This is a genomic window from Burkholderia sp. MSMB1078WGS, from assembly GCF_001528895.1.
Classification (GTDB): Bacteria; Pseudomonadota; Gammaproteobacteria; order Burkholderiales; family Burkholderiaceae; genus Burkholderia.
Map to the genome: position 1 here is coordinate 58,969 of NZ_LPDI01000025.1, position 23,709 is coordinate 82,677.

A 23,709-nucleotide genomic window follows, 5' to 3' on the forward strand; every position below is an offset into this window, starting at 1 on the left:
GCGCGGATGCGCACCGGTCGTGGCCGCTCAGCGGCGCGGCTGGCCGCTTCGCGGCGGACGCGGCGAGTTCGCGTCCTTGTGCCGGAAGTTGATGCGGCCCTTGGTGAGGTCGTACATCGACAGTTCCAGCGTCACGCGATCGCCCGCGAGAATGCGGATGTGGTTCTTGCGCATGCGGCCCGACGCGTACGCGCCAACCACGACGCCGTTTTCCAGCGTGACACGGTATTTGCTGTCCGGCAGCACTTCGTCGACGATTCCGTCCAGTTCCAGCAGTTCTTCTTTTGCCAAACCAATTCCTCCAGACAAGGTGATTGACCGCGGCCGCGGCGACTGCCCGGCGCCGGCTCCCCCAAACGGGACGGCGGCCGGCAGGCGGCCGGGATCGGTTCGTTCAGACGGGCCACTGGCCTGTCTTGCGATCGGAGCCCGGCGCGTTGCGGCGTTCGGGCGGTCGGTGGCGGCGGCGCAATGAGCGCCGCGCAAGTCGGGACCGCGCCGGCTACGGGGCATGGCGGCGGCCTGCTCGGGTTGATGCGTTGAAGCGGTGATGCGCAGGCGAAGCGCCAGGCGCTTCGCGAGGGCGTTGCGTCGCACGCGGGTCACGCATGCGATGAGGGAGGCGTCACGACCGATGCATCGTGAATGTCGCGATGCATCGGTCGTGCGCATCGGAACGCACAGGCCGCCGTCATGCGGCGCCCCGCGCGATACTCCATCCGGCAGCGGCCGCCGCTCGGCGACCGCTGCCGATGCGGCTTACTGCGGCGTGATGTTCGACGCTTGCAGACCCTTCGGGCCGCGCTTCACTTCGAAGCTGACCTTCTGGCCTTCGGCCAGGGTCTTGAAGCCCGTGCCGCGAATTTCCGAGAAATGGGCGAACAGATCGTCGCCGCCGTTGTCCGGGGAAATGAAACCAAAGCCCTTGGTTTCGTTGAACCACTTGACGGTACCGGTATCCACAAATACTTCCTTAATACAAATAATTGAACATGCGCCCGCGACGGGCACAGAAAGAATCAAAGAGGGAGAGACCAACGACTGCCGCACGGTGTGCGGCCAATGATGAGCAATCGGACTTCTTGACGACTTCGGTCTCGGACACTACGCGGTAACGACCGCCTCGTCAAGTTATTTTGATGCAGCGCACAAGCGCGGACCTTCAGGCGCCGTCAAGGTGGCCGATCGGTCGAGCGCGTTACATCGTCTGTCGGGACGGGAGCATGGACGGTAAAAGGCGGAGTTGCGCCGCGAAAGCGCGCCGGCAGACGATTCGGTGCCCGGAGCGCGAAATGTGGCGGCCGTGTCGAGCCGGCCACGGGAGCCAGACGTCGTGCGCTAGCCTGGCCGCCCGACTTCACACGACGTCGGGCGGCCGCCGCGACTAGTCGAACGGATTCAGCAACCGGACGCCGGTGCGGGCGAAATCGTCGACGTTGCGCGTGACGACCGTCAGATCGTTGATCAGCGCGGTGGCTGCGATCAGCTTGTCGAGTTCGTGCGTCGGATCGGGCACACGCAAATGCCCCCACATCTGGCTGATCTCGATATCGACCGGCAGGATGTTCGGCGCATAGCCGGACAGGATCATCGCGATCCAGGCCTCGAGCGCCGACGCCTGGCTGTGATCGCCGCGATGACGGATCAGATCGACACCGCGCCGCAACTCGGCCACCGTCACGACCGACAGGTAAAGCGGGCTCGCGTCCGCTTCGGCCTGCCTGAAGAACGCCCGCACGCCGCGGTTGGTTCGCTTGCCCTTCCTGATTTCGCTGATGACGTTCGTATCAATCAAAAACACGCCGGACCTCGCCTGAATCCTGAATACGTTGGAAATCCGCGTCTTCGCCAACCTCCGGCATGCTCATCAGCACTTGCGCGAAAGTCCGCCGCTTCGGCCGGCCGAGCGCGTCGGCCAGAATGGCCCGATGTTCGGCCTCGGCGCTCCTGCCATTGGCCGCTGCCTGCTCGCGCAGGCTTTGAACGATAGTGTCATCCACGTTACGCACCAGAAGATTTGCCATGAGTACCTCCATCCAGATTTGCTATCAATGATAGCACCATGAAGGTAAATTGCAAGCATTGCTATCACCTTCATGGCCGGACGGACCACTGAGTCGGCGCGGACCTGCGGCAATCGACGACAAGAATTTCGTCCATCTTCCGCCACCGGTCCGACGCATCGAACTGCTGTCGCTCAAGGTAAGCCGGAGCGGGACGGCGTGGAAGCCGGCCGGATGGCCAGTCGAGCGCCGTCGATCACGACGCATGCCCGGCCAGCGAGGAACGGGATTTGCGCCGCGAGCGCCGTCGGCGGCAAGCGTCACGAATCCGGCCGTCGCCTCGATTCGCGCTGAAACATCGTGTTGCACAACCGGCCGCGGCCGTCGCCATCGTTTGATACCATCGGATCACAAGACCGGCGATCGAACGCCGTGCGAAGCGCGCAGAAGACCTTGCATCGACGCGGACCCTCCGTGCCTGAAATCCCGATCCAAGACACGAGACGCTCTTCAGTGGACTTCGTTACGCCCTCTCTGGAAACCCTGTTCTCCCCGACACCCGACAAACTCTACTTCCCGGCATGCGTTGCGGCCGTGGCGATCATCGCGTGGCTGGTTGCCCGGCACGTGCCGTTCTACCGAGCGGCCGTCGACAAGTCGCTGTCGATGCGCTATCGCAATCTCGACGGGTTTCGCGGCCTCCTGGCCACCTCCGTGGTGTTCCATCATTTCGCGTGCAACCAGGCATTGCTGTCGACCGGCGTCTGGGGCGCCGGCACCGACTTCCTGCGCAATCTCGGGACGATTCCCGTCGCGATGTTCTTCATGGTCACCGGCCTGCTGTTCTGGGAACGCGCATGCAGAGGCACGCTCGACGTGCGGACCTTTTTCGTCGGACGCGTACGACGCCTCGCGCCGCTCTATCTGTTTTACGCGGCCGTCATCGTCGTCTGCACGCTTTACTGGTTTCCCCGCCATGCCGTCGACGCACCGACGCAGTTGCTGGCCGACCTGCTCAAGACCGTTTCGCTCGGCTGGTTCGGCGCGTTCCCGATCAACGGGGCGCAGCGCACCCCGTATCTGAGCGGCGTCTGGTGGACCCTCGCCTACGAATGGCGGTTCTACGTCGCCGTTCCGTTTCTCGCGTGGTTCGTCGCCACGCGTGCGTGGCGCAAGCTGCTTGCGCTCGCGATCGTCACGGCCTGCGCGGCGCTGTTCGGGCCGCCCGGCGGCATGGCGCTGCTGTTCGCGTTCGGCGCGGTGGCCTACGAGGTGTCGCGGCACCCCGCGGTCCGTGCGCGGCTCGCCACGAAACCGGCGGCGACGGTCGCGCTGCTGATTCTCGCGATGTCTCCGTCTCCCGCCGAACGGTATTCGATCGCGGGCGCACTGCCGCTGCTACCGGCGTTTCTCTGCATCGCCAGCGGGAACACGTTCTACGGCGTGCTCAAGACCCGGCCGCTCGCGCTGCTCGGCACCGCCAGTTTCAGCATCTACATGATCCACATGGTGATCGTGTACATGATCGTTCACGCGTTCAACAATTTCGTCTTCCCGATCAATTCGGTCGACGATTCGGGCATCTGGGCGCTCGCGCTGGCGTGCGCGCTGGTTGCCGTCTTCTGTGCGCTGCTGACTTACCGCTACGTCGAGCATCCGTTCATCGCCAAGCGCCACGACGCCCGCCCGGCACGCCGCGCGGCGGAGCCCGCTCGCGAGCGCCAAACGGTCACGCCGTGACCCGTGCGCGCTCAGAAACGGTACGAGATGCCGATCTGCAGGACCGGATACCACCGATAGCGCGACATCGTCTGCCGCAGCGAGTCGAGCCCGCTCGCGATCAGCACCTGGCTCTTCGCCGGTCCGGCCGCCGCGGCCAGTGCCGGCGACAGCGTGTACGAACATTTCGGTATCCCGTACGCGACGCCGATATCGGCGACGAACCCGAGCCCTTTCGACGCCGGCCGATGCCCGTAGCCGATTCCGACATACGGCATCACGGTCGGATAACGCGCTTGCGCGACCGCATACATGCCCGGAAGCGCCGGATAACGCTTGCCGCCGAATACGTAGGTTCCGTTGGTCGGTACGGACACGCCGTGAAGCTCGTCGTCGTTGAAGCGCAACCCGAGCGTCGCGCGAAAGCCGCTGCCTCGCCACGGAAAGACATCGGCATACAGGCCGCCCTGGCGCAGCTTCAGGTCGTCCTGATAGCGATTGCCGGCTACCGTGAAGTCATGTGTCAGATCGATCGCGTTGAAATCCGCGTGCGCGCCCAGCATCGAATTGAAGCTCACGGCCGCCCCGATGCCGACGCCCTGCGTGCCGCCCTGCAGGTAGATTTCCTGCGCATGCGCGCTCGCGACGAACATCGCCGCGACCGCTGCCCATTGATTCACCGTCGTTTTCACGGGCGCCTCCCCCGACATGTGCCGGGCGCGACGCGCCCTACACGCGACCTTCGTCGCGATGCGCGATGCGAACCCCGGCACGACACCTTGCAAGCACGCTTGCTGTTCGACGGATCGGAGCGCGTTGCGCGGTGCGCGTGGCCGATACGACACGCGCTGCGCATGCGCCGTGGCACACGGCGCGCGCGACCCGATCCGGTTCCCCGTTTGTTTCGATGTCGTTACATGCCGCCGATGCGCGGATCGTTCTGGCGAAATTCGTCGGCGCGGGCGGCATCGGGTGAACCGCAAAGGGCGTGCCATGCGGCGCTGACCGAAGCGGAAAAAGCGCCATCAGTCGGCACAGGTGGTGGCGCGAGTCGCAATCGAGCGGAAATGTTTCATGAACGTATCCGTATTCGGCGAGCGACACCCAAACACGCGATGTACCGTGTTGCGTGTCGACCGCGCATTGATGGCGCAATGCCCGCGGAGCGAAGCCGGACGGCCGTCAGCGCACGCGCATTGCCGTTGCGATCGGTCGCGTACGGAACGGCGCATTGAAAATGCGTTGCAAAAATGCAGCTTCGTGCCGGGCCCGGGCGTCGCCGATGCACGATCCGGCGCGACGAAGCAGGATGAATACCGATGCATGCGCATGCATCTTGTCCGGCCACGCACGACATGCTGCACGAGCCCGGTCGGCTCAGGTCGTGCGACGTCGTCGAACGGATGCAGAAGCGGAAAGCCGGATCATGTCCCCGATGCGGTTGGCGAGACCGCTTCCCGACGACCGGCGGAATCGGTACCATCGAGCGGGCGCCGCACGACCCTGCACCGGCACCGACCTTCGTACCACCGATTTCGCCATGTCCCGGGAACCCACACATTCCGCGTTGCTCTGGATCGTCGCCGCTGCCTTCTTCATGCAGTCGCTCGATACGACGATCGTCAACACCGCGTTGCCCTCGATCGCACAAAGCCTGCATGCGTCGCCGCTCGCGATGCAGCCCGTCGTGGTCGTCTACACGCTCACGATGGCGATGCTCACGCCGGCCTCCGGCTGGCTCGCCGACCGGTTCGGCACGCGCCGCGTGTTCTCGGTCGCGATCCTCGTGTTCGTGCTCGCGTCGATCGGCTGCGCGGCATCGCACACGCTCGGCCAGCTCGTCGTCGCGCGCGCCGTGCAGGGCATCGGCGGCTCGATGCTGCTGCCGATCGGGCGGCTCGCCGTACTGCGCCGCGTGCCGGGCGAACAGTACGTCGCGGCGATCGCGTTCGTGTCGATCGCCGGCCAACTCGGCCCGATCGTCGGGCCGACGCTCGGCGGCTGGCTCACGCAGGCGATTTCGTGGCACTGGGTGTTCATCGTCAACGTGCCGGTCGGCGTGATCGGCTTCATCGCGGTTCAGCGCTATCTGCCGCACGACCAGGCGACGCAGCCGCCGCCGTTCGACTTCGTCGGCTGTGCGCTGCTGTCGGCCGCGATGATCGCGCTGTCGCTCGCGATCGACCCGCCGATGTCCACGCACCGCGCCGCGTGGTCTGCCGCGCTCGCCGGGCTCGGCCTCGTGAGCGCGCTGGCGTACCTGCCCCACGCGCGGCGACGCACGCAGCCGCTGTTCCGGCTCGGGTTGTTCCGCGAGCCGAACTTCGGGTCGGGGCTGCTCGGCAACCTGCTGTGCCGGATCGGCACGAGTTCGGTACCGTTCATGCTGCCGCTGCTGATGCAGGTGCAGCTCGGCTATACGCCGCTGCGATCGGGGCTGATGATGCTGCCGGCCGCAATCGCGGGCGTCATCGCGAAGCGGTGGATCGCGCCGCTCGTGAAGCGCTTCGGCTATGCGGCGTTTCTGGTCGTGAATACGGGGATCGTCGGCTGCGCGATCGCGGGGTTCGCGCTGGTGTCGGCGCGGCCCGCGCCGGTGCTGGAAGGCGTGCTGCTGATCGTGTTCGGCGCGGCGAATTCGATGCAGTTCGCGGCGATGAACGGCGTGACGCTCAAGGGGCTGTCGCACGCCGACGCGGGCAGCGGCAACAGCCTGTTCACGATGATGCAAATGCTCGCGATGGGGCTGGGCGTGTCGATCGGCGGCGGGCTCGTCAATCTGTTCGCCGCCTATCGGGGCTCGACGGCGCACGGGTTCATGCTGTCGTTCGCGTGCATGGGCGCGGTGACCCTGCTGTCGTCCGTCGTGTTCCGGCGGATCGATACGGCCGCGCCGGCCGGTGCGGCGGCGCGCCCTTCCGCGTGATCGCGGCCGTCAGTTCACCTGGCGGCGCTCGACGACGCGCTTGAGCACCCAGCGGATCGACGAGCCGTCGGCCGGCGGCCGCGCGACGCGGTATTCGTCGACTTCGAGCGTGTACAGGTAGCCGGGCTGGTACGCAAACCCTTCGATCCCCGCGTACCACAGGCTCCACGGCTCGCTCGGGCTGCTACGCACCTGTAGGCACTCCATCGGCGCGACGCCCGTGCAACGCGCGGACTGCGGCGCGACGTAGACGGTCTTGGCCACGGGCTCGCCGTCGGCCGGGCGGGCGGCGTTCGACGCGGTGGCCGCCGCATCGGTCTGGCATCCGGCGAGGAGCGTGCTGCCGGCCAGGATGGCCGCGCCAAGCAGCGTTCGGATCTTGCGAATCATCTGATATGCCTCCGGAAGCGTTGAAGGGCCAATTAGACGAGCCGCCCGGAGAGAAGGTTCACGAACACCTTACGGAGCGCGTTCGAGCACGCTCATTCATCGGATGTCGCGCGCGAGCCGATACGTTACGCTGTTCCGGCGCAGCCGCGCGCATCATCGCCGGCCACGCGATCGCCGTCGACAGCGGCTTCACCGTACGGCGATCGTGTACCATCGACGCTTTCCGATACGCCTTGGCGCGCCGCGTTCGTCCACCAGGCCAAGCCCGCGCGGTTCGCACGGCGCGTTCCCTTCGCATGACCTCATCCGTTCCGTCCGACACCGCGCTGCGCCCGCTGCCGATCGATACGCTGGCCGTGCCGGCCGCGCTCGACGGACGCACGGGCACCAACCGCTCGGGCAGCGCGCATCCGCAGATCGCCGCGACCAACGACCTCGACGCCGTGCGCGCGTGGCTCGCCCGCTTCGTCGATACGCCGACCACGTTCCAGAACTACCGCAAGGAAGCCGAACGCCTGCTGTTGTGGGCCGTGATCGCGTGCGGCAAGCCGCTGTCGTCGCTCACGCACGAGGATCTCGCGGTCTACCGGCAGTTCCTGCTTGCGCCCGCGCCGGCCGATCTGTGGTGCGCGAACGGCGGCCGCAAGCATCCGCGCGACGATCCGCGCTGGCGGCCGTTTTACGGGCCGCTGTCGGCAGCCAGCCAGCGGCAGGCGCTGGTGATCCTGAACGTGATGTTCTCGTGGCTCGTGCAGGCCGGCTATCTGGCCGGCAATCCGCTCGCGTTGTCGCGACAGCGGCAGCGCCGGCCCTCGCCGCGCGTCACGCGCCATCTCGGGCAGCCGCTGTGGCAATCGGTGAAGGACGCGATCGCCGCGATGCCGCGCGACGATGCCCGCGCATGCTTCCATGCGGATCGCGCACGCTGGCTGTTCACGCTGCTGTATCTCGGCGGGCTGCGCATCACCGAAGCGGCCGATACGACGATGGGGCAATTCTTCTGCCGGCGCGATGCGAACGGGCACGAGCGCTGGTGGCTCGACGTGACGGGCAAAGGTGGCCGGCAGCGGCTCGTGCCGGCCACCGACGAGATGATGGCCGAGCTGGCGCGCTACCGACGCGCGCACGGCCTGCCCGCGCTGCCGCTCGACGACGAATCGACGCCGCTCGTGCTGCCGCTCGGCCAGACGCGCAAGCCGCTCACGCGCGCGGCGCTGCACCGGATCGTGAAGCAGGTGTTCCGGCTCGCGGCCGACCGGCTGCGTGCTCGAGGGGATGCCGGCGAGCAGCCGGCGCGCGTGCTGGAACAGGCGTCCGCGCACTGGCTGCGTCACAGCGCGGGCTCGCACATGGCCGACGGCCGCGTCGACCTGCGGCTCGTGCGCGACAACCTCGGCCATGTGTCGCTCACGACGACGAGCCAGTATCTTCACGCGGACGACGACTGGCGCCATCGCGAGACGGAAGAGAAGCACCGGATCGGGTGGGACTAGACTGCGTTCCGCCGCTCGACGGACGAGGTCGATCCCGCCGGATCCACCGTTGCTGCGGCACTTCGCACGGTCGCGCGTCTCCGGCACGTTGATCTCGCCGCACGACACGTCGACACGCTTGCCGTGTCAGTACACCGCCACCCAATGCCCGGGCACCCACGCCCAGTGATTGCCGGCCCACCGGTAATGCCCCTTGGCCCAGCGATAGCCGGGCGCGGGCGGCGGCGGCGCCACCTCGACGACGGGCGCCGGCTGCGGCGGCCGCACGGGTTCGACCACGCACGCGGACATCAGCACGGCACTCGCGCTCGCCAGCACGGCGAGCGAAACGGATCGGATCTTCATTGTCGATTCTCCCTGTTGTGTAATCGATCGGCGGGGCCAATCGCCGATACGTGCCGCGTCACGCGGCCCCGCGAATCAGGCCGCTCATCGGCCGCGTAGCGCCGCTTTCCGCGAACAGCGCTGCCGCGGTGCGGCGGGGATCGAGCCGCAGGCTTTCGGCAGCCGCGCCCGCGATCAGCGCGTCGAGCGACGCAGTCGGCTTCAGGTCGCGCCCCTCGTACAGATCGCCGGGCCGCAGCCCCGGCCAGTCGGCGATCACGCGGCCGCCTGCCACCGCGCCGCCCGCGAGCATCGCGACCGACGCCTGCCCGTGATCGGTGCCGCCCGTGCCGTTCGCCGCGGCCGTCCGGCCGAACTCGGTCGCGACCAGCACCGTGGTCTGCCGCCACGCAGGCCCGAGGCCGTCGCGCAGCGCGGCGAGCATCGTATCGAGCGCCTTCAACTGATTCGCGAGCCGCGCGTTCTGCCCGCTGTGCGTATCCCAGCCGCCCGTCTCGATCATCGCGATCCGCGGGCCGTCGTCGCGCGCGAGAAACGTCGCGGCGAGCTTGCCGACGCCGGCCGGATCCTGCCGTGCATGCGCATCGCCGGCGAGACCGCGCGCCTCCATCGCCGCTTGCCACAACGGGCCGAGCTGCGCGTCGGCTTCGTAGAGCGCCGACACGCGCGTGAGCAGATCGTCCGGCGCGGCCGGTAAGCCGGACGGCGCATACGACGCGGCCTGCACCGCGCCGCGCAGCGCGAGCGGCACGGTCGGCGCGAATGCGATCGCGCTGTCGCGCGTCGCCGGCAGCAGCGCGGCGAGCCGGTTCAGCCAGCCGTCCTTCACCTGGTACGGCGCACGGCCGCCCGTTTCGAGCACGTTCTGGCCGTCGAAATGCGAGCGGTCGCGATACGGCGATGCAATCGCATGGACGAACAGCGCCTGACCGTCGCGATACAACTGCGCGGTCTGCGCGAGCGACGGATGCAGCGCGAACGTACCGTCGAGCTTCGTCGCGGCCGCCGTGTCGATCGCGAGAGGGCCGCGCAGCGACGCATACGCGGGCTCCGCGTACGGGACGACGATGTTCAGGCCGTCGGCCGCGCCGCGCTGGATCACGAACACGAAGCGCCGGTCGGTATCGACATTCGCGAACACGATCCGCGGCGCAACGAGGATCGCTCCCGTGCCGGCGGCGGCAACGCTGAGAAATTGTCGGCGGGACAGTGCCATGGTCATCTCCGTTGGAAATCGGGCGACACGAGCAGCAGCGCAAGCGACGTCGTCGCGCTTTCGGCGCGCGCGAGCGCGGTCGCGGTCGGCGCGCTCATCGAACCGGCGAGCAGCGTGTTGCCGAGCGTGCGCGGGTCGAGCCGGTCGCCCGTGCGCGCGGCCAGGCGCTGCGCGATCTCGACGCGGCGCACGAGCGCGTCGGGCGCGGCCCAGCTCGCGGCGACGTCGTCGTAGCCGGCCGGCGAGCCCGGCCGCCACACCGGCTGGCCGAGTTGAGCCAGCAGCGGCGCGGCCTTCAGATCGCCGGTGTCGCGCCAGCCGAGCCCGCGCAGCGACGATACGGCCCACTCCCACGGCGTCTTGAACTTGCGGTCGACCGGCGACCACGCGTCGGGCGCGTCGACGAGCGCGCGATAGACGGCCGGCAGGTCGCCACCGCTCGCATCGAACGCACGCGCGAGCCGTTCGGTCAGCGCGGGCGGCGGCGTATCGGCGACGAAATGACGGGCGAGCTTGAATGCGATGTGCCGGCCGGTCGCCTCCGATCGCGCGAGATCGTGCAGGATCGCGCGCGCCTGCGCTTCGCCCGGCCGATCGTAGGTGCGGCCCATCACCGTGCGCGTGCCCGGTTCGTGCAGATTCGGGCGGAACACGAATGCGCCGGGCGCCGCATCGCCCGGTTGCGGCCCGCGGCCGCCGGCGATGCTCCAGCCGGTCAACGCGCGGGCGAATTCCGTCACGTCGGCCTGCGTGTAACCGGTGCGCACGCCGAGCGTATGCAGTTCCATGATTTCGCGTGCGAGGTTCTCGTTGAGCCCTCGCTTCGCGGAAGGATTGCGTGCTTGCGCACGCAGCGCGGCCGGACTGTCGGGGCCGACCGAGCGCGCCTGATCGAGGAACGTCTGCATCGCCGGATGCTGCTCGACGGCGACGAGCATGTCCTCGAAACGGCCGAGCACGTACGGGCGGATCGCGTCGCGTTCGAATGCCCCCGCGTATGCGGCCACCTGCCCCTTGTCGATCGATACCGCGAAATGGTTCGCCCAGAAATGCACGAGACGCTCGACGAACGGCGCGGGCGTGCTCAGCGCGCTGTTCATGCGCGCGGCGACTGCGCTGCGATACGCGTCGTAGCCGTCGCGGCGGATCGACTGCGCGGTTGCGCGCTTGGCGGCCGCGTCGTCGCTCGTCATCGCGTTGCGGGTGTTCGCGAAGCGCGTCGCGAGCGTAACCGCGTCCGGCTCGCCGGCCCATGCGGCCGGCCGTGCGTCGTATCGGTCGAACTGGGCAAGCAAGGCGGCCTTCGGGTCGGTGGGCGGTGCTTCGTCGGCTCGCGCGCCGAGGCCGAAACGGTTCAGCGCGATCGCGGCCGGCGTGGAGTCGTTCGGGTGGTCCATGACGGGCTCTCTTGCGGTGCGTACTCACGTTCAACGTAAGGGCACCGGGAAATCCGTCGCGGGAGGGGAAATATTTTTTGCGATCGGGGAAACGGCAGGCGGAAGTTTCGCAGCACGGCGGCATGCATCGTCAACGGACGACGACCGCGCGACTCGCCGGAACCGGCATACGCATGACGCGCGAGCAACACGCAGATCGAATCGCGGGCCGCCCGCGCACGGTTTCCTTTTACTCGCTCGCCGATGCGTCGGGCTTCTTCTGCAGCTTCGGCGGCAAACGCCAGTTGCCGCTACGCTGCAACCCGTCGACGAACTTCGCGCGCTCGTCGGGCGTCAGCGTCGCCGCGAAATCGACGACGCTGCGCTCGACCTGCGCCCGCAGCGCGGTGTCGGCCGCGCGCGTACGGTCGAGCGCGGCGTCGATCGCCGCGCGATCGAGTTGCGGCGCGGCAAGCAGGTCCAGCACGGTGATCCGGCCGTCGCGCCCTTCCCGCGCGAAATCGCGGCCGCTCTTGCGCGCCGCCTTCAGCACGGCGGCGAACTCGCGCTGGCGCGCATCGGGCAATTCATCCGCCGCGAAACGCAACGCGGTACGCGATGCGGGCGTGCCGGGCACATGCTGGTCGCGGTAGGTCGAGAACCATTGATATGCGCCGCCGCCGATCGCGCCGAGCATGAACACGTTCAGCACGACCGAGCCGACGAGGGTGAATTTCCAGCCGCGCTCGGTCATTCGTCGCCCCCGTCCACGCTCGGACCGCCGAACGTCGTCGTCAGATAGCCCGGCTCGTGCTGTACCGACGGCGCGCTGCCGAGCATCAGCATCGACACGGCCACCGCCCCCGCGAGCGCGCCGGCCAGGCCGACGCCGGCGAACGCCGCGCCCGACCACCATACGGCGCCGCGCCGGCGTGCGCGCTGCGGCGCGGGCGCCGTTGCGACGATGCGCTCGACGAGCGCCGGCGCGGGCGGCGCGACCGTGTCGCATGCGAGCCATGCGTCGAGGTCGGCCGCCTCGTCGAGCGCCAGCAGCGCTTCGCGCGGGTTCGCATGCGCCCATGCCTCGGCGGCAGCGCGCTCGCCGGCCGGCCAGCGCCGCGCGTCCGAGCCGTACGCGGCGACGATGGTACGAAATCGTTCGGGTGTCATCGCTTGTCCTCGCTAGGTGGGTCGCCGGCCAGTTGCGCGCGCAGGTTGCGCCGCGCACGGGCAAGCAGGCTTTCCAGCGCATCGACGGTGATGCCCATCAGGTTGGCCGCTTCCACATTCGACATTTCCTGATAGTACTGGAGCACCAGCGCTTCCCGCTGCCTCGGCGGCAACGCGGCCAGCGCCCGCCGCACGCGCGCGTCGCGCGAACGCAGCTCCGCATGCGCGGCCGGCTCCGGTTGCGTGTCGGGCACGTCGGGCAGCGTGTCGACGGGCTCCTCGCGGCGGCCTCGCAACCGGTCGTAGCACAGGTTCAGCACGACGCGATGCAGCCACGTGTCGAAGCGGGCTTCGCCTTCCCGCCAGCGCGGCGCCTGCTTCCAGATTCGCAGGAACGTCTCCTGCGCGACATCCTCGGCTTCGTTCCGGTCGCCAAGCATGCGCGTCGCCAGGGCGAGCAGCCGCGGCAGCTTGCGCGCGACGAGCACGCGTACCGCCGACGCATCGCGCGCACCGACGCGCGCGACGAGTTCCGCGTCCGGATCGCGGTCGCCGCGATCGTTCAACGTCGCCTGCTCCGTCGCGCGGCGCGCGGGCACCGCACTGTCACGGCAGGGATCCCCGCCGCCCGGCTGAAGCTCATCGTCGTGCTCTCCTTGCATGCGTCGGGCCATCGCTGGACGGCGCCATGCCGCCCCTTCGTCGACGCCGCGCGCGTCGCGCCCGGCATCGCACACGGCGTCGGCCGTGCCGGTTTCATCGACATCCGGTTCGCGCCGCATGTCGATCCTGTCGGCCGGCCGCGCGACCGTCGGCCGGCGCGCTCAATATACGACGACCGGCGCGGGCCGGTAATACACCGGACGGGCCGGCACCACGACGCAGCCGGCCAGCACGATGGCTGCGACCGCCAGTATCACGATGGTTCGAAAAGGCATCGCCACGACTCATGATGTTGCGTGAAAAATCCGCTGCGCCGGCACCGCGTGCCGCGCGCCGGCGTGCACGTCAGGCCCAGTGGCCCGGCACCCAGCGCCAGGCCGGGCCGCGCGCGGCCCAGTGTCCGGGCACCCAGCGGTAACCGACGCGCACGACCTGCCAGTGGCCCGGAATCCATACGTAGCGGCCCTGCCGCCAATGCCAGTGCCCCTGATCCCAGACGTAACCCGCACGGGGGGCCGGCATCACTTCGACGCGCGGCGGCGGCGGCGCGTAAGGCGCGACGATGACGGCCTGCGCGAATGCGGCCGACGTCGCGAGCGCAGCCAGGCAACCGGCGGCCAATCGCAATGGAACAGAAAGTTTCATGAAAGACTCCGAAATAACGGGCATCGACCGGAAGCGGTCGTTCATGCGTTAAACGGAGCAAGCGGGAGAAATCCGTCGCGGTATCGGCAAATTAATTTCGGGGAATCGAACGTGCGCGGAAGCGGATCGCAGGCCGCGACGCGCGCCCCTGCACATCGGCCGCCGCAGGCGCAGGGTTGCGGCACTGTCACAACGCGGCAAAACTGCCCTTCGACAATGCATGCGACCGGGATCCCGCTCGTTTCCGGCCCACGCCCCGGCCGTGTTCGCGCATGGCCGCGCGGTTCCACGTCTCGCGTCCCTTCAACGAAAACACCGACCATGTCGAACCAGGACACTCTCCCTGACCAGCCGAACGAGCCGGCCGCCTCCGTGTCGCGTCGCGGCTTCCTGAAACTTGCCGGCGTCTCCGGCCTCGCCACCGCCGCCGGCGGGCTCGCGGCAGCCCGTGCCGCCGCGTCGAATCCGGACGGTACGCCCGAGCAGGTTCACCTGACGTGGGGCAACGACCCGACGTCCGAAGTCGTGATCTCGTGGGCGTCGCTCGCCGCGGCCGTCAATCCGCGCGCGCGCATCGTCGCCGACGGCGAGCCGGCGCGCACCGTGCACGGCGTCCAGCGCCTGTACACCGACGGCCTGAACGGCGAGACCGTGTTCGCGTACCATGCGCGCGTGCACGGGCTGAAGCCGGATACGCGCTACCGCTACGAGATCACCGCCGACAACGACAGCAATGCCGCGCAGCCGTTTTCCGCGAATTTCTCGACCGCGCCGCGCGGCCGGGCGCCGTTTCGTTTCACGAGCTACGGCGATCTCGCGACGCCGAACGGCACGTGGGTGCTGTCGTCGCCGCAGAGCCGCTTCGCGGTGCAGGCCGTCGAGCAGTTCCAGCCGCTGTTCCACCTGCTGAACGGCGACCTCTGCTACGCGAACCTGAACCCCGCGCACCAGCCGGACGTGTGGCGCGATTTCGGCAACAACAACCAGACGTCGGCCGCGAATCGTCCGTGGATGCCATGCCCCGGCAATCACGAGATCGAATTCAACAACGGTCCGCAGGGGCTCGACTCGTACCTTGCACGCTATACGCTGCCGGAGAACGGCACGCATTTTCCGGGCCGCTGGTACAGCTTCCGCGTGAGCTCCGTGCTGTTCGTGTCGCTCGACGCCGACGACGTCGTGTACCAGGATGCCGCCGCGTTCGTCGGCGGCCCTGCGCCGCTCGTGCCGGCCGCGAGCACCGGCCGCCCGCCGATCGAGCCCGGCACGTCGTTCTACGTGCGCGGCTACAGCAACGGCGAGCAGACGCGCTGGCTCGAGCGCACGCTGCGTCATGCCGCGCATGACGACGACATCGACTGGATCGTCGTGCAGATGCATCAGGACGCGCTCAGTTCGTCGAAGACGGGCAACGGGTCCGACAAGGGCATTCGCGAAGCATGGTTGCCGCTGTTCGACCGTTACGGCGTCGATCTCGTGCTGTGCGGCCACGATCACGACTACGAGCGCAGCTACCCGGTGCGCGGCTGCAATCACCGCGCGGGCGTCGATGCGAAAACCGGCGAAGTGGTCGAGACGCTGCAGCCGCGGCCGGTCGGCTCGAACGATCCGAACCGTACGACGTTCGACACGAGCCACGGCACGATCCACCTGATCCTCGGCGGCGGCGGCACCAGCGCGCCGCTCGACGTGTACGGCGAAAACCCGTCGACCGGCTTCGCGCAGGCGAAGGTGTTCACGAAGCCGAACCGGCCGGTGCCGGGCACCGCGCCGAACACGTTCGTGCGCCAGCCGGCCGATGCGCTCGAGGACGCGATCTGGTCCGCGCGCCGCGATACGGGCACCGGCTACGGAATCGCGGTGTTCGACCACGATCCGGGCAAACCGGGCGGCCACACGACGATCACGATGCGCTACTACCATGCGCCGGGCGCCGATCAGCACCCGACCGCGCAGTACGAACTGTTCGAGACGATCGAGCTGAGCAAGAAGCGGCGCGAGCGGTGATCGACGCATCGGGTGCTCGCCGCGGCGGGCGCCCGATGCGTTACCGTCGGCGGACGGCAGGTGCGGCGCAAGTTGCACTGCCGCCGCGCACACCGGTCCATGCGGATGCGTTTCGAATACCGCATTCGCACGCGTCCACCTCCTCCTTCGGCCGGCGTATTCCATGCCATCGCAACGATGCTGCGGCAAGCACATCGCGACATCGGCGTCGGTCCATACGAACGACGGCTCGAAATTCGCGATGCGACCGGCGGCCGACCGCCGATCGAACTGTCGACCGAGGAACCCGGCTTCCTCCTTGTCACCACGCTCGGTCCGACGGGAATGCGATGCTCGACGCGATCGGACCCGCGCGATCGGGAATCGGCGCCGCGTGGCGTATCGACTACGTGCGATCGGCTCGCGCGACCCAATCGATCGTACGCGCCGATCCACCTGCGTCGCTGCAACCGCCGCCCCACCGTAAAATGCGCGTTTCCCGCGAAATCTTCCCGTTGTCTCGCCGTTCGTGATGGCGGCACGCGCAGGCGGACTCACATCAGCCGAAATCGAATGGGCATGTTGAAACAGGCAGCACGCATGAAACGCAAGAACAAGGCAACGCTCATCGGGCTCGGCGCGGTGCTGTTATGGGCCTCGGTGGTCGCGCTCGTTCGCGGGGTCAGCGAAAGCCTCGGCGCAACCGGCGGCGCGGCGATGATCTACACGGTGGCATCCGTGCTTCTGGTGTTCTCGATCGGCTTCCCCGACCTGAGCCGATTTCCGAAAAACTATCTGCTGTGGGGCGGGCTGCTGTTCGTGTCGTACGAGCTGTGCCTGGCGTTGTCGATCGGCTACGCGAGCAACGGTCGGCAAGCGATCGAGGTCGCGATGGTCAACTATCTGTGGCCGAGCCTCACGCTCGTCGCCGCCATCGTGTTCAACAAGCAGCGCGCGAACCTGCTGGTCGTGCCCGGCGTCCTGCTGTCGATGCTCGGCATCTGCCGGGTGCTCGGCGGCGACCAGGGGCTCGATCCGGCCGGCATGCTGCGCAACGTCGCGGACAATCCGCTCAGCTACGGCCTGGCGTTCTTCGGCGCGCTGATCTGGGCCGGCTATTGCACGGTGACCGCGCGCATCGCCGACGGCAAGAACGGCGTCACGCCGTTCTTCATGCTGGTCGCCACGGTGCTCTGGATCAAGTTCGCGATCGAAGGCGGCGGCGGCATGACGTTCAGTTTTCATGCGATCGTGTACCTCGTGCTCGCGGCGTCGGCGCTCGGGTTCGGCTATGCGGCCTGGAACACCGGCATCATGCACGGCAACGTGACGATCATCGTCGGCGCATCGTACTTCACGCCGGTGCTCGCCGCCGCCTTCGCCGCCGCGCTGCTGGATGCGCCGCTGTCGGCCGAATTCTGGCAAGGCGCGGCGATGGTGTGCGGCGGCTCGATCCTGTGCTGGCTCGCGACGCGCAGGCGGCGCGACGAGGCCGAGCCCGCGCGGATCGCCAAGGAGGCCGAAGGCAATTGCCACGGGTGACGATGGCGGGTGCCGTCGACTGAAGGCCGGATCGCGGCCGGCCATGCGCCGACGCGTCGACCGCCGCGCCCTAACGCTGCGATTCCAGCGCAATCCGCACAGCCAGCCCCGCCAGCACCGTCCCCATCAACCAGCGCTGAACCGCGGCCCAGAGCGGCCGCCCTGCAAGAAAACCCGCGATCGACCCGGCCGCGCAGGCAATCAGCGCATTGACGCTGACGCTCACCGCGATCTGCACGCAGCCGAGCGCCAGCGATTGCGCGAGCACGCTGCCGTGCCCCGGCACGACGAATTGCGGCAGCAAAGACAGATACATCACCGCAATCTTCGGGTTCGCGAGATTCGTGACGAGGCCCATCGCGAACAGCCTGACGCGGCTGTCGTGCGGCAACTGCCGGACCTGGAATGCGGAGCGCCCACCCGGTTTCAGCGCCTGCCACGCCAGGTACGCCAGATACAGCGCGCCGGCCACGCGCAGCGCATCGTACGCATACGGCACGGTCATCACCAGCGCGGTGATGCCCACTGCCGCGCACACCATGTAGAACACGAATCCCAGCGCGACGCCGCCGAGCGACACCAGCCCGGCGCGGCGGCCCTGGCAGATCGAGCGCGACACCAGATAGATCATGTTCGGTCCCGGCGTCAGCACCATACCGAGCGACACGAGTCCGAACGCAACGAGGGTGGGCAAGGCCGGCACGGCACGCTCCTTCATGGCAACGACAACGAGGTTCGAACAATGTATTGCATCTCGGCCATCGGTGGCATGAATAAACTGCAAGCCCCTCATGAGCGCCGTTCATCGTGCGCGCCAGTCGCTATCGGCCCTTTTTCGCGCGCGTCCGAATCGCCTTTTCCGCCTTCGCACGTTGCGCGTCGACGAGCCGCACGAACGCGTCGGTAACTGCGTTGCCGGCGGTATTCCACGCCAATCGCACGGAGCGATGCAGCCGCGGAGACAGTGCCAGCACGCGGCCGCCGAACGGCGTGTACGTGAGCGTGATGCGCGGCACGATCGATACGCCCATGCCGGCCTCCGCCATCGACAGGATCGTGCGCATCTCGACCACGTTGAACGCGGCCCGAAGCGGTACGCCGCCGCGCGCGAAGTAATCCGCGATCACCGGCCCGCATCCCGCCTTCGAGAAAATGAACGGCGCCCCGGCCAACTGTCTGGCCGACACGCTCTTGCGGCCAACGAACCTGTCGTCGGCCGCCACCGCGACGAAATCCTCGTCGAGCAACGGCAGGTTGTGCGCGAACGTCTTCGCGCCGGCGACCACGCCGACGTCGGCCGTCCCGTCGTCGATCCACCCTTCGACTTCGCTGTCCGTCCCTTCGAGCAGCACCGCCGATACGCCGGGGTGCATCTCCTTCAACGCCTCGAGCGCGGGAACGACGAACGCCAGCGACACGCTCGGCAGCGACGCGACCACCAGCTTCCCTTCGAGTTTGCCGCGCGACAGGCTGAACTGCTGGCGCAGCATCTGTGCTTCCCGCACCACGCTCTGGACATACGGCCACAGGCGTTCGCCGGCCGCCGTCAGGACGACCGGTTGCCGGTCGCGCCAGAGCAGCTTGACCTGCGTGATGTCCTCCAGCTCCGTCAGCGCGTGGCTGATCGCGGATTGACTGCGGCTGAGCCGGTCCGCCGCGGCCGTCAGCGAGCCGAGTTCGACCACGGCGGCCAGTGCCTGCAACTGGGCGAGCGTCATCGGGTTTCCTTGTTCGGGGGTTGTATGTCGTACATGAAGCGACTGATCGACTTGAATTATATTGAACCGATGCGACGGTCACGCAGCCGACAGGCGCACCTCGCCACGCGCGCGCCGAATGCCTCGCGCGACGCTCGGGTACGACGCACGATCGAACCGCCGGCACGCTGCATGCAACCGATCGCACATGCGTTCTGAAAGCTGCAACGCGCAGTATTCGCAGACCGGGCGTATCGCCGCCACGGACGGCCCGATACGGGACCGGTTTTGCTGCACGTATGCCGATGTCGGCGTTGCCATGTTTTCAAAGGCACGAAATGGAAACCTATGTGTTGCTGGGCTGCGGACTGGGCCTTGGCCTGCTGATCGCAATCTGGGGTATCTGGTCGCTCCGATGACGCGCGCCGGCCCCGTCCACGCGCAAGGATTCCGTATGGAGAAGGATGGAAAAACGAAGTTGTAGGCGAACCGTTCCGGCTCACTTGATTCGTAGTCCGGTTCAGTCTGCCCAGCACCTGCATTCGGAGCCGCCGGCGCCTCTGCCGCCTGACGCATGGTACGTCCGGCGCCAAGCCCTGCTTCAATTCCGAAGACGCGTTAGACTAGATGAATGGAACAATGCCGTTATTGTCAGAGAATCCGCGATGAATGGGATTGCCATGGCGACGAATGCCGCCGCGCGATCGCCAAGGCGCTGCGCCGGCAGCGCGCGGGCCTGCCGATGGTCCCCGATCGCATCCGCAACGAGCTGCCCTCCGGCGCGCCGACCCAGCAGGTGATCGCAGTCCTGTCGCGCCAGCGCCTGCGCGCGCGCCGCGGCAACGAGGAACGCCGCGAGCGCAAGGAAATCGACGACGACGGGGTCTGAGCAGCCCTGACGCGATCCCGCCGCGAGACATTCGCCGGTCCTGCGCAGCCGGGTGCGCGCCTGTGCGCCCGTGCACGACATCCCGCCCTTCACTTTCCCAGTATTGTCTGCAATCCCCGCAATACAGCATGGGGACAGTACATGTCTGCCTCGAAATTATTACTCCGAGCGCAACGATCTTTCACTCAAACTCACGTTTACCCTAGGTAAGCCGGCGCCTACGATGTAATCAACCGCTGACGACATGGTGTCGAACGCGGAAAGCCAATAAACATCGGAGGTCATCATGAAATCGCTCGTTTCCGCAGTCGCCGCCGCCGTCGCGCTGTCCGCCTCGTTCGGCGCATTCGCACAAAGCACCGTGACCCGCGCCCAGGTGCGCAACGAACTGGTCCAGCTCGAGAACGCCGGCTACAAGCCCAGCCAGTCGAGCCCGTACTACCCGGCCGACATCCAGGCCGCGCAAGCCCGCGTGCATGGCATCGACAACAGCGGCTTCGGTTCGCAACCGGCCGCAGCCGTCGAGAGTGGCGCACCGGCCGGCCGCGCACGGAACCCGCGCGACTCGGTCTACTTCGGCCACTAAGCGTGCCGCTGCGCGCCACGCGCGTGCGGCCCGCACCGGAGACGAGCCCGTCCAGCGACGGGCTCGTTGCGTTCCGGCGCGCCGTCAGCGGTTGCCGCCCGACGCAACACGGCCAGTCTCGTCAGGCACGCCGCCGCGCACCAGATCCTGATAGCGCACGCACACGCACTGCGCGGACGCCTTCGCCGCGTACATCGCCGCGTCGGCCTTGACGAGCAACTCCTCGGCCGACGCGCCATCCGCCGGAAACTCGCTGACGCCGATGCTCGCGCCGACGGCCATGCGTCCTTCGTCGAACTCCAGTTCCTCGGCCATCACGATCTGGATGCGCGTCGCGACATCGCCGATCACCGCCGGCGAACGCACGTCCGAAATCAGCACGATGAATTCGTCGCCACCGAGCCGCGCCACCATGTCGCCGCTGCGCAGCACCTGGCTCAACCGCTTGGCGACGGTGACGAGCGTGCGGTCGCCGGCCGAGTGCCCGTGCTGGTCGTTGATCTGCTTGAAGCGGTCGAGATCGACGAACATCACCGCCAGCCCCTCGCCCACCGCGGCCGCATGCCGGATCGCGGCATCGAGATGCTCCATGAACAGCAGGCGATTCGGCAGGCCGGTCAGCGGGTCGTGACCGGCGAGGTGCGTCAGTTCCAGTTGCTTTGCGCGCAACATCGCCATCTGCGTGCGAATCTCGACGCGCATGCTGTCGAAACAGCGCGCGAGCACGCCGATCTCGTCGGCCCGCGCAACGGGCAGCCGTTCGGCTGCCGGATCGTCGAACACGTGCGTCGCGGCACGCGCGAGCGTCTGCAGCGGCCGCGTGATCGCCCGCGCGAACAGGATCGCGAGAATCACCGCCAGCACGCTCGATACGAGCACCATCCTGACGATCCGTTCGCCCAGCATGCCGGCCGGCGCGAGCACGTCCGCGAGCGGGCGGGCCATCCCGAGCACGACGAAGCGGTTGCGCTCGTCGTGCCCGAACGGCGTGCGCACGAACGCGAACATCTGTCCCGGCGCCTCGTCGGGCTGGGTAAGCCCATTGAGCGTCACGTTCGTGCGCTCGCCGTCGAACAGTGCGCGCGTACCGGCGAAGCGGTCCTGCATCAGCACGCGCCGGCCGCGATCGAAGCCGAACGTCTGCTGCGGATCGGGATGCACGAGAAAATCGCCCCACTCGTTCGCGAGATAGATCCCATAGTCGTCCGGCAGATCGCGTTCGAGCCGGGCGAACACCCGAGAGAGTTCAACATCGACGACGAGTGCCCCGACCGTCCGGCCCGATGCGTCGGTCACCGGCGTCCCCACGCGCAGGATCGGCAGGCCTTCGGCCGCATGCGATCCCGTCTCGTGATTGATCGCGATCGGCGACAGGTAGATATGGCCGGGCGCCGTCGCGAGCGTATCGAATACGTAGGAGAACTGCCCTTTCTCCTGAAACACGCTTTCTGGCAGCACGACGATGCCGTGCGCATCGCGATCGAGCCGAATGCGTTCGATCCCGAAATGCCCGCTCGCGATCAGGCGGATCTGCAGGTATTCCGCGTGATTGCTCATGAAGCTGTAATACACCTGCTCGAGCCGCATGCGTCGCGCGGCGTCCGGATGGTCGCCGCCCGCGACGAACGCGGAAGACGGCAACTGCGCGAGCACGAGCGCATCGTCGGCAACGTCGGCGAGCGCGGTCGTGAAGCGCTGCCCGAGCAGTTGCGTCGACATCAGCAGACTGTGCTGCGCCTCCTGCACGAGCATCGCGCGGTTGGCGCGATACGCGTAGTAGCCGGTCGTGCCGGACGCGATCACGCCGATGCACGCGAACAGCACCGACAGCTTCGACGTGAGCCCGAGCCGAATCATTTTCCGAACCGCTCCGGCCGATCGCCCGACACGATGCGGCTCCACAGCGACTCGCGGCGCGCGATGTCCTCCACGGGCTGAAGCCACACGAGATGCTGATGCCCGGTATCCAGGCCGCGCGGCGGCTCGAGCGTGTTTGCGAGCCCCTGACGCTCGGTCAGCAGCGCGCCGATCGCCGGTTCGAGCATGTAGTTGATCCATGCGAATGCAAGCTCGGGACGAAGCGCGCCGCGCGTGACGGCCCAGCAATCGAGCCACGCGAGCGCGCCTTCGTCCGGGATCACGTAGCCGACGTCCGCGCCGGCGCGACGCAACTGCTCGACCTGCTGCGTGCCGTAGTTGCCGAACATCAGCGCCGCGCGATGCTGGACGAACAGCGCGGTCGCTTCTTCAGGAAGCGTGTAATACGTCAGCAGGTTGCGGCGCAGGTCGATCAGCTTGCGGGCCACGACGAGCGTCTGGGCGGGCGACAGGCGGAACGGATCGGGATAGCCGAGCGCCAGCGCCGTGAACGAAAAATTGTGCTGCGCACTGTTGAAGTCGAGCACCTTGCCGCGATAGCGCGGATTCCACAGCTCGCGCATCGAGTGCGGCGCGGCCGGCACCTGCTTGCGGTCGTAGATCAGCCCCATCGACGAATACGTGAACGGGATCGCGTACGATGCGCCGTCCTGCACGAGCCCGCCAATCGTCGCGAGCTGCTGGAAATTCGGTAATTGCCGCCGCCGGTTCGGGATGCGCGACAGGTCGATCGGCGCGAGCAGGTGTTCGCGCGCATAGCGCTGGATCTCGGCCGTGTTCGCGGCGAGCACGTCGTACGGCGGCGGCGAAGCGCCGTGCATCCGCGTCCACAGCGCTTCGTCGGAATCGACCAGCGTCACCTCGACGCGCACGTGAAACTGCGCCTCGAATGCGCTGACGATATCGCTGTCCGCGTAACCGGGCCAAGCCAGCACGCGCAGCACGTTGTCGTTGACGGTTTCGGGAGAGACGGCGAAGGCTGGCAGAGCGAGCGCAAGTAAGCCCAGCGTCGATACGATGCGCAGCGTGCGCACGGCGCCGCGGGCGCGTGTGCGTACGCCGATTCCCCTGATCAATCGCACCCCGCGTGAATCGCCCGGCTGCATTCGACTGTCCTTTTTCGAGTCGATGCGATATCCCGCAACGAGACCATAAAACGCAGGGTCACGCAATCGGAACAAGCCG

24 protein-coding genes are annotated in these 23,709 nt (G+C 67.8%); 7 read left to right on the forward strand and 17 right to left on the reverse strand.

Annotation, left to right across the window (positions count from 1 at the left end; translation table 11 throughout):
* Positions 1 to 27: 27 nt before the first annotated feature.
* The 4 genes from infA to WT24_RS05135 form a co-directional block, all read right to left on the reverse strand.
* The gene (infA, locus tag WT24_RS05120) at positions 28 to 291 is read right to left on the reverse strand and encodes a translation initiation factor IF-1 (protein WP_027780754.1); all 264 of its coding nucleotides are present in this window, start codon (positions 289 to 291) and stop codon (positions 28 to 30) included.
* Positions 292 to 759: 468 nt separating this feature from the next.
* The gene (locus WT24_RS05125; RefSeq protein ID WP_006483056.1) at positions 760 to 963 is read right to left on the reverse strand and encodes a cold-shock protein; all 204 of its coding nucleotides are present in this window, start codon (positions 961 to 963) and stop codon (positions 760 to 762) included.
* 421 nt (positions 964 to 1,384) lie between these two features.
* On the reverse strand, positions 1,385 to 1,801 hold the full coding sequence (locus WT24_RS05130; RefSeq protein ID WP_179949311.1) for a type II toxin-antitoxin system VapC family toxin: 417 nt from the start codon (positions 1,799 to 1,801) through the stop codon (positions 1,385 to 1,387).
* Positions 1,788 to 2,024, reverse strand: coding sequence for a hypothetical protein (locus tag WT24_RS05135; RefSeq protein ID WP_059789726.1), 237 nt, complete (start codon positions 2,022 to 2,024; stop codon positions 1,788 to 1,790). The genes WT24_RS05130 and WT24_RS05135 overlap by 14 nt, the downstream gene beginning before the upstream one ends.
* A 492-nt stretch (positions 2,025 to 2,516) precedes the next feature.
* Between WT24_RS05135 and WT24_RS05140 the strand changes: the two genes are divergently transcribed.
* The gene (locus tag WT24_RS05140) at positions 2,517 to 3,743 is read left to right on the forward strand and encodes an acyltransferase (RefSeq protein ID WP_060031624.1); all 1,227 of its coding nucleotides are present in this window, start codon (positions 2,517 to 2,519) and stop codon (positions 3,741 to 3,743) included.
* Between the two features lie 11 nt (positions 3,744 to 3,754).
* Here the strand turns inward: WT24_RS05140 and WT24_RS05145 are convergent, their stop codons facing one another.
* Positions 3,755 to 4,432, reverse strand: coding sequence for a hypothetical protein (locus WT24_RS05145; protein ID WP_082741793.1), 678 nt, complete (start codon positions 4,430 to 4,432; stop codon positions 3,755 to 3,757).
* An 830-nt stretch (positions 4,433 to 5,262) separates the two neighbouring features.
* Here WT24_RS05145 and WT24_RS05150 point away from each other — a divergent pair.
* Positions 5,263 to 6,648 carry a DHA2 family efflux MFS transporter permease subunit gene (locus WT24_RS05150; protein ID WP_059789537.1) on the forward strand — a complete coding sequence of 462 codons (1,386 nt, stop codon included), beginning with the start codon at positions 5,263 to 5,265 and terminating at the stop codon, positions 6,646 to 6,648.
* Between the two features lie 9 nt (positions 6,649 to 6,657).
* Here the strand turns inward: WT24_RS05150 and WT24_RS05155 are convergent, their stop codons facing one another.
* Positions 6,658 to 7,038 carry a DUF4377 domain-containing protein gene (locus WT24_RS05155; RefSeq protein WP_059505384.1) on the reverse strand — a complete coding sequence of 127 codons (381 nt, stop codon included), beginning with the start codon at positions 7,036 to 7,038 and terminating at the stop codon, positions 6,658 to 6,660.
* A gap of 296 nt (positions 7,039 to 7,334) precedes the next feature.
* Here WT24_RS05155 and WT24_RS05160 point away from each other — a divergent pair, with 296 nt between their 5' ends.
* Entirely contained in the window at positions 7,335 to 8,531 is a 1,197-nt protein-coding gene (locus WT24_RS05160; protein ID WP_060031627.1) for a tyrosine-type recombinase/integrase, read from the forward strand.
* A gap of 126 nt (positions 8,532 to 8,657) precedes the next feature.
* Here WT24_RS05160 and WT24_RS05165 read toward each other — a convergent pair whose 3' ends face one another.
* The 7 genes from WT24_RS05165 to WT24_RS05195 form a co-directional block, all read right to left on the reverse strand.
* The gene (locus tag WT24_RS05165; RefSeq protein WP_059505388.1) at positions 8,658 to 8,876 is read right to left on the reverse strand and encodes a YXWGXW repeat-containing protein; all 219 of its coding nucleotides are present in this window, start codon (positions 8,874 to 8,876) and stop codon (positions 8,658 to 8,660) included.
* 58 nt (positions 8,877 to 8,934) lie between these two features.
* Entirely contained in the window at positions 8,935 to 10,092 is a 1,158-nt protein-coding gene (locus WT24_RS05170) for a DUF1501 domain-containing protein (RefSeq protein WP_060031630.1), read from the reverse strand.
* Between the two features lie 2 nt (positions 10,093 to 10,094).
* Positions 10,095 to 11,489 (reverse strand): DUF1800 family protein, encoded by a 1,395-nt coding sequence (locus WT24_RS05175; protein ID WP_060031634.1) that lies wholly within the window; start codon positions 11,487 to 11,489, stop codon positions 10,095 to 10,097.
* Positions 11,490 to 11,718: 229 nt separating this feature from the next.
* On the reverse strand, positions 11,719 to 12,222 hold the full coding sequence (locus tag WT24_RS05180) for a periplasmic heavy metal sensor (protein WP_059505394.1): 504 nt from the start codon (positions 12,220 to 12,222) through the stop codon (positions 11,719 to 11,721).
* Positions 12,219 to 12,638: a hypothetical protein gene (locus WT24_RS05185; RefSeq protein ID WP_059789542.1), complete on the reverse strand. Its 420-nt coding sequence runs from the start codon at positions 12,636 to 12,638 to the stop codon at positions 12,219 to 12,221. The genes WT24_RS05180 and WT24_RS05185 overlap by 4 nt, the downstream gene beginning before the upstream one ends.
* A complete protein-coding gene (locus WT24_RS05190; RefSeq protein ID WP_082742101.1) occupies positions 12,635 to 13,420 on the reverse strand; it encodes an RNA polymerase sigma factor in 786 nt (261 codons plus the stop codon). Before WT24_RS05190 ends, WT24_RS05185 begins: the two co-directional genes overlap by 4 nt.
* 226 nt (positions 13,421 to 13,646) lie before the next feature.
* Positions 13,647 to 13,946 (reverse strand): YXWGXW repeat-containing protein, encoded by a 300-nt coding sequence (locus WT24_RS05195; protein WP_059505398.1) that lies wholly within the window; start codon positions 13,944 to 13,946, stop codon positions 13,647 to 13,649.
* Between the two features lie 321 nt (positions 13,947 to 14,267).
* On the opposite strand from WT24_RS05195, the gene WT24_RS05200 reads away from it, so the two are divergent.
* Entirely contained in the window at positions 14,268 to 15,953 is a 1,686-nt protein-coding gene (locus WT24_RS05200) for a metallophosphoesterase family protein (protein ID WP_060031637.1), read from the forward strand.
* 579 nt (positions 15,954 to 16,532) lie between these two features.
* On the forward strand, positions 16,533 to 17,474 hold the full coding sequence (gene yddG / locus WT24_RS05205; protein ID WP_156441753.1) for an aromatic amino acid DMT transporter YddG: 942 nt from the start codon (positions 16,533 to 16,535) through the stop codon (positions 17,472 to 17,474).
* Between the two features lie 70 nt (positions 17,475 to 17,544).
* Here the strand turns inward: yddG and WT24_RS05210 are convergent, their stop codons facing one another.
* A complete protein-coding gene (locus tag WT24_RS05210) occupies positions 17,545 to 18,177 on the reverse strand; it encodes a LysE family translocator (RefSeq protein WP_179949313.1) in 633 nt (210 codons plus the stop codon).
* A gap of 118 nt (positions 18,178 to 18,295) precedes the next feature.
* On the reverse strand, positions 18,296 to 19,192 hold the full coding sequence (locus WT24_RS05215; RefSeq protein WP_059789545.1) for a LysR family transcriptional regulator: 897 nt from the start codon (positions 19,190 to 19,192) through the stop codon (positions 18,296 to 18,298).
* A gap of 610 nt (positions 19,193 to 19,802) precedes the next feature.
* Between WT24_RS05215 and WT24_RS05220 the strand changes: the two genes are divergently transcribed.
* Positions 19,803 to 20,060, forward strand: coding sequence for a hypothetical protein (locus tag WT24_RS05220; RefSeq protein ID WP_006478949.1), 258 nt, complete (start codon positions 19,803 to 19,805; stop codon positions 20,058 to 20,060).
* A gap of 286 nt (positions 20,061 to 20,346) precedes the next feature.
* Entirely contained in the window at positions 20,347 to 20,646 is a 300-nt protein-coding gene (locus WT24_RS05225; protein WP_059505405.1) for a DUF4148 domain-containing protein, read from the forward strand.
* An 84-nt stretch (positions 20,647 to 20,730) separates the two neighbouring features.
* Here WT24_RS05225 and WT24_RS05230 read toward each other — a convergent pair whose 3' ends face one another.
* The gene (locus tag WT24_RS05230; protein ID WP_060031643.1) at positions 20,731 to 22,503 is read right to left on the reverse strand and encodes a diguanylate cyclase domain-containing protein; all 1,773 of its coding nucleotides are present in this window, start codon (positions 22,501 to 22,503) and stop codon (positions 20,731 to 20,733) included.
* On the reverse strand, positions 22,500 to 23,630 hold the full coding sequence (locus WT24_RS05235; protein WP_059789547.1) for an extracellular solute-binding protein: 1,131 nt from the start codon (positions 23,628 to 23,630) through the stop codon (positions 22,500 to 22,502). Before WT24_RS05235 ends, WT24_RS05230 begins: the two co-directional genes overlap by 4 nt.
* Between the last annotated feature and the right edge of the window lie 79 nt (positions 23,631 to 23,709).

Bases quoted from the DNA above. Each gene is read 5' to 3' on its own strand.
- WT24_RS05160 (WP_060031627.1), top strand. From the start codon at position 7,335: ATGACCTCATCCGTTCCGTCCGACACCGCGCTGCGCCCGCTGCCGATC.
- WT24_RS05215 (WP_059789545.1), bottom strand. From the start codon at position 19,192: ATGACGCTCGCCCAGTTGCAGGCACTGGCCGCCGTGGTCGAACTCGGC.
- WT24_RS05175 (WP_060031634.1), bottom strand. From the start codon at position 11,489: ATGGACCACCCGAACGACTCCACGCCGGCCGCGATCGCGCTGAACCGT.
- yddG (WP_156441753.1), top strand. From the start codon at position 16,533: ATGAAACGCAAGAACAAGGCAACGCTCATCGGGCTCGGCGCGGTGCTG.
- WT24_RS05220 (WP_006478949.1), top strand. From the start codon at position 19,803: ATGGAACAATGCCGTTATTGTCAGAGAATCCGCGATGAATGGGATTGC.
- WT24_RS05165 (WP_059505388.1), bottom strand. From the start codon at position 8,876: ATGAAGATCCGATCCGTTTCGCTCGCCGTGCTGGCGAGCGCGAGTGCC.
- WT24_RS05230 (WP_060031643.1), bottom strand. From the start codon at position 22,503: ATGATTCGGCTCGGGCTCACGTCGAAGCTGTCGGTGCTGTTCGCGTGC.
- WT24_RS05200 (WP_060031637.1), top strand. From the start codon at position 14,268: ATGTCGAACCAGGACACTCTCCCTGACCAGCCGAACGAGCCGGCCGCC.
- WT24_RS05185 (WP_059789542.1), bottom strand. From the start codon at position 12,638: ATGACACCCGAACGATTTCGTACCATCGTCGCCGCGTACGGCTCGGAC.
- WT24_RS05235 (WP_059789547.1), bottom strand. From the start codon at position 23,630: ATGCAGCCGGGCGATTCACGCGGGGTGCGATTGATCAGGGGAATCGGC.
- WT24_RS05150 (WP_059789537.1), top strand. From the start codon at position 5,263: ATGTCCCGGGAACCCACACATTCCGCGTTGCTCTGGATCGTCGCCGCT.
- WT24_RS05180 (WP_059505394.1), bottom strand. From the start codon at position 12,222: ATGACCGAGCGCGGCTGGAAATTCACCCTCGTCGGCTCGGTCGTGCTG.
- WT24_RS05195 (WP_059505398.1), bottom strand. From the start codon at position 13,946: ATGAAACTTTCTGTTCCATTGCGATTGGCCGCCGGTTGCCTGGCTGCG.
- WT24_RS05155 (WP_059505384.1), bottom strand. From the start codon at position 7,038: ATGATTCGCAAGATCCGAACGCTGCTTGGCGCGGCCATCCTGGCCGGC.
- WT24_RS05170 (WP_060031630.1), bottom strand. From the start codon at position 10,092: ATGGCACTGTCCCGCCGACAATTTCTCAGCGTTGCCGCCGCCGGCACG.
- WT24_RS05135 (WP_059789726.1), bottom strand. From the start codon at position 2,024: ATGGCAAATCTTCTGGTGCGTAACGTGGATGACACTATCGTTCAAAGC.
- WT24_RS05225 (WP_059505405.1), top strand. From the start codon at position 20,347: ATGAAATCGCTCGTTTCCGCAGTCGCCGCCGCCGTCGCGCTGTCCGCC.
- WT24_RS05190 (WP_082742101.1), bottom strand. From the start codon at position 13,420: ATGCGGCGCGAACCGGATGTCGATGAAACCGGCACGGCCGACGCCGTG.
- WT24_RS05145 (WP_082741793.1), bottom strand. From the start codon at position 4,432: ATGTCGGGGGAGGCGCCCGTGAAAACGACGGTGAATCAATGGGCAGCG.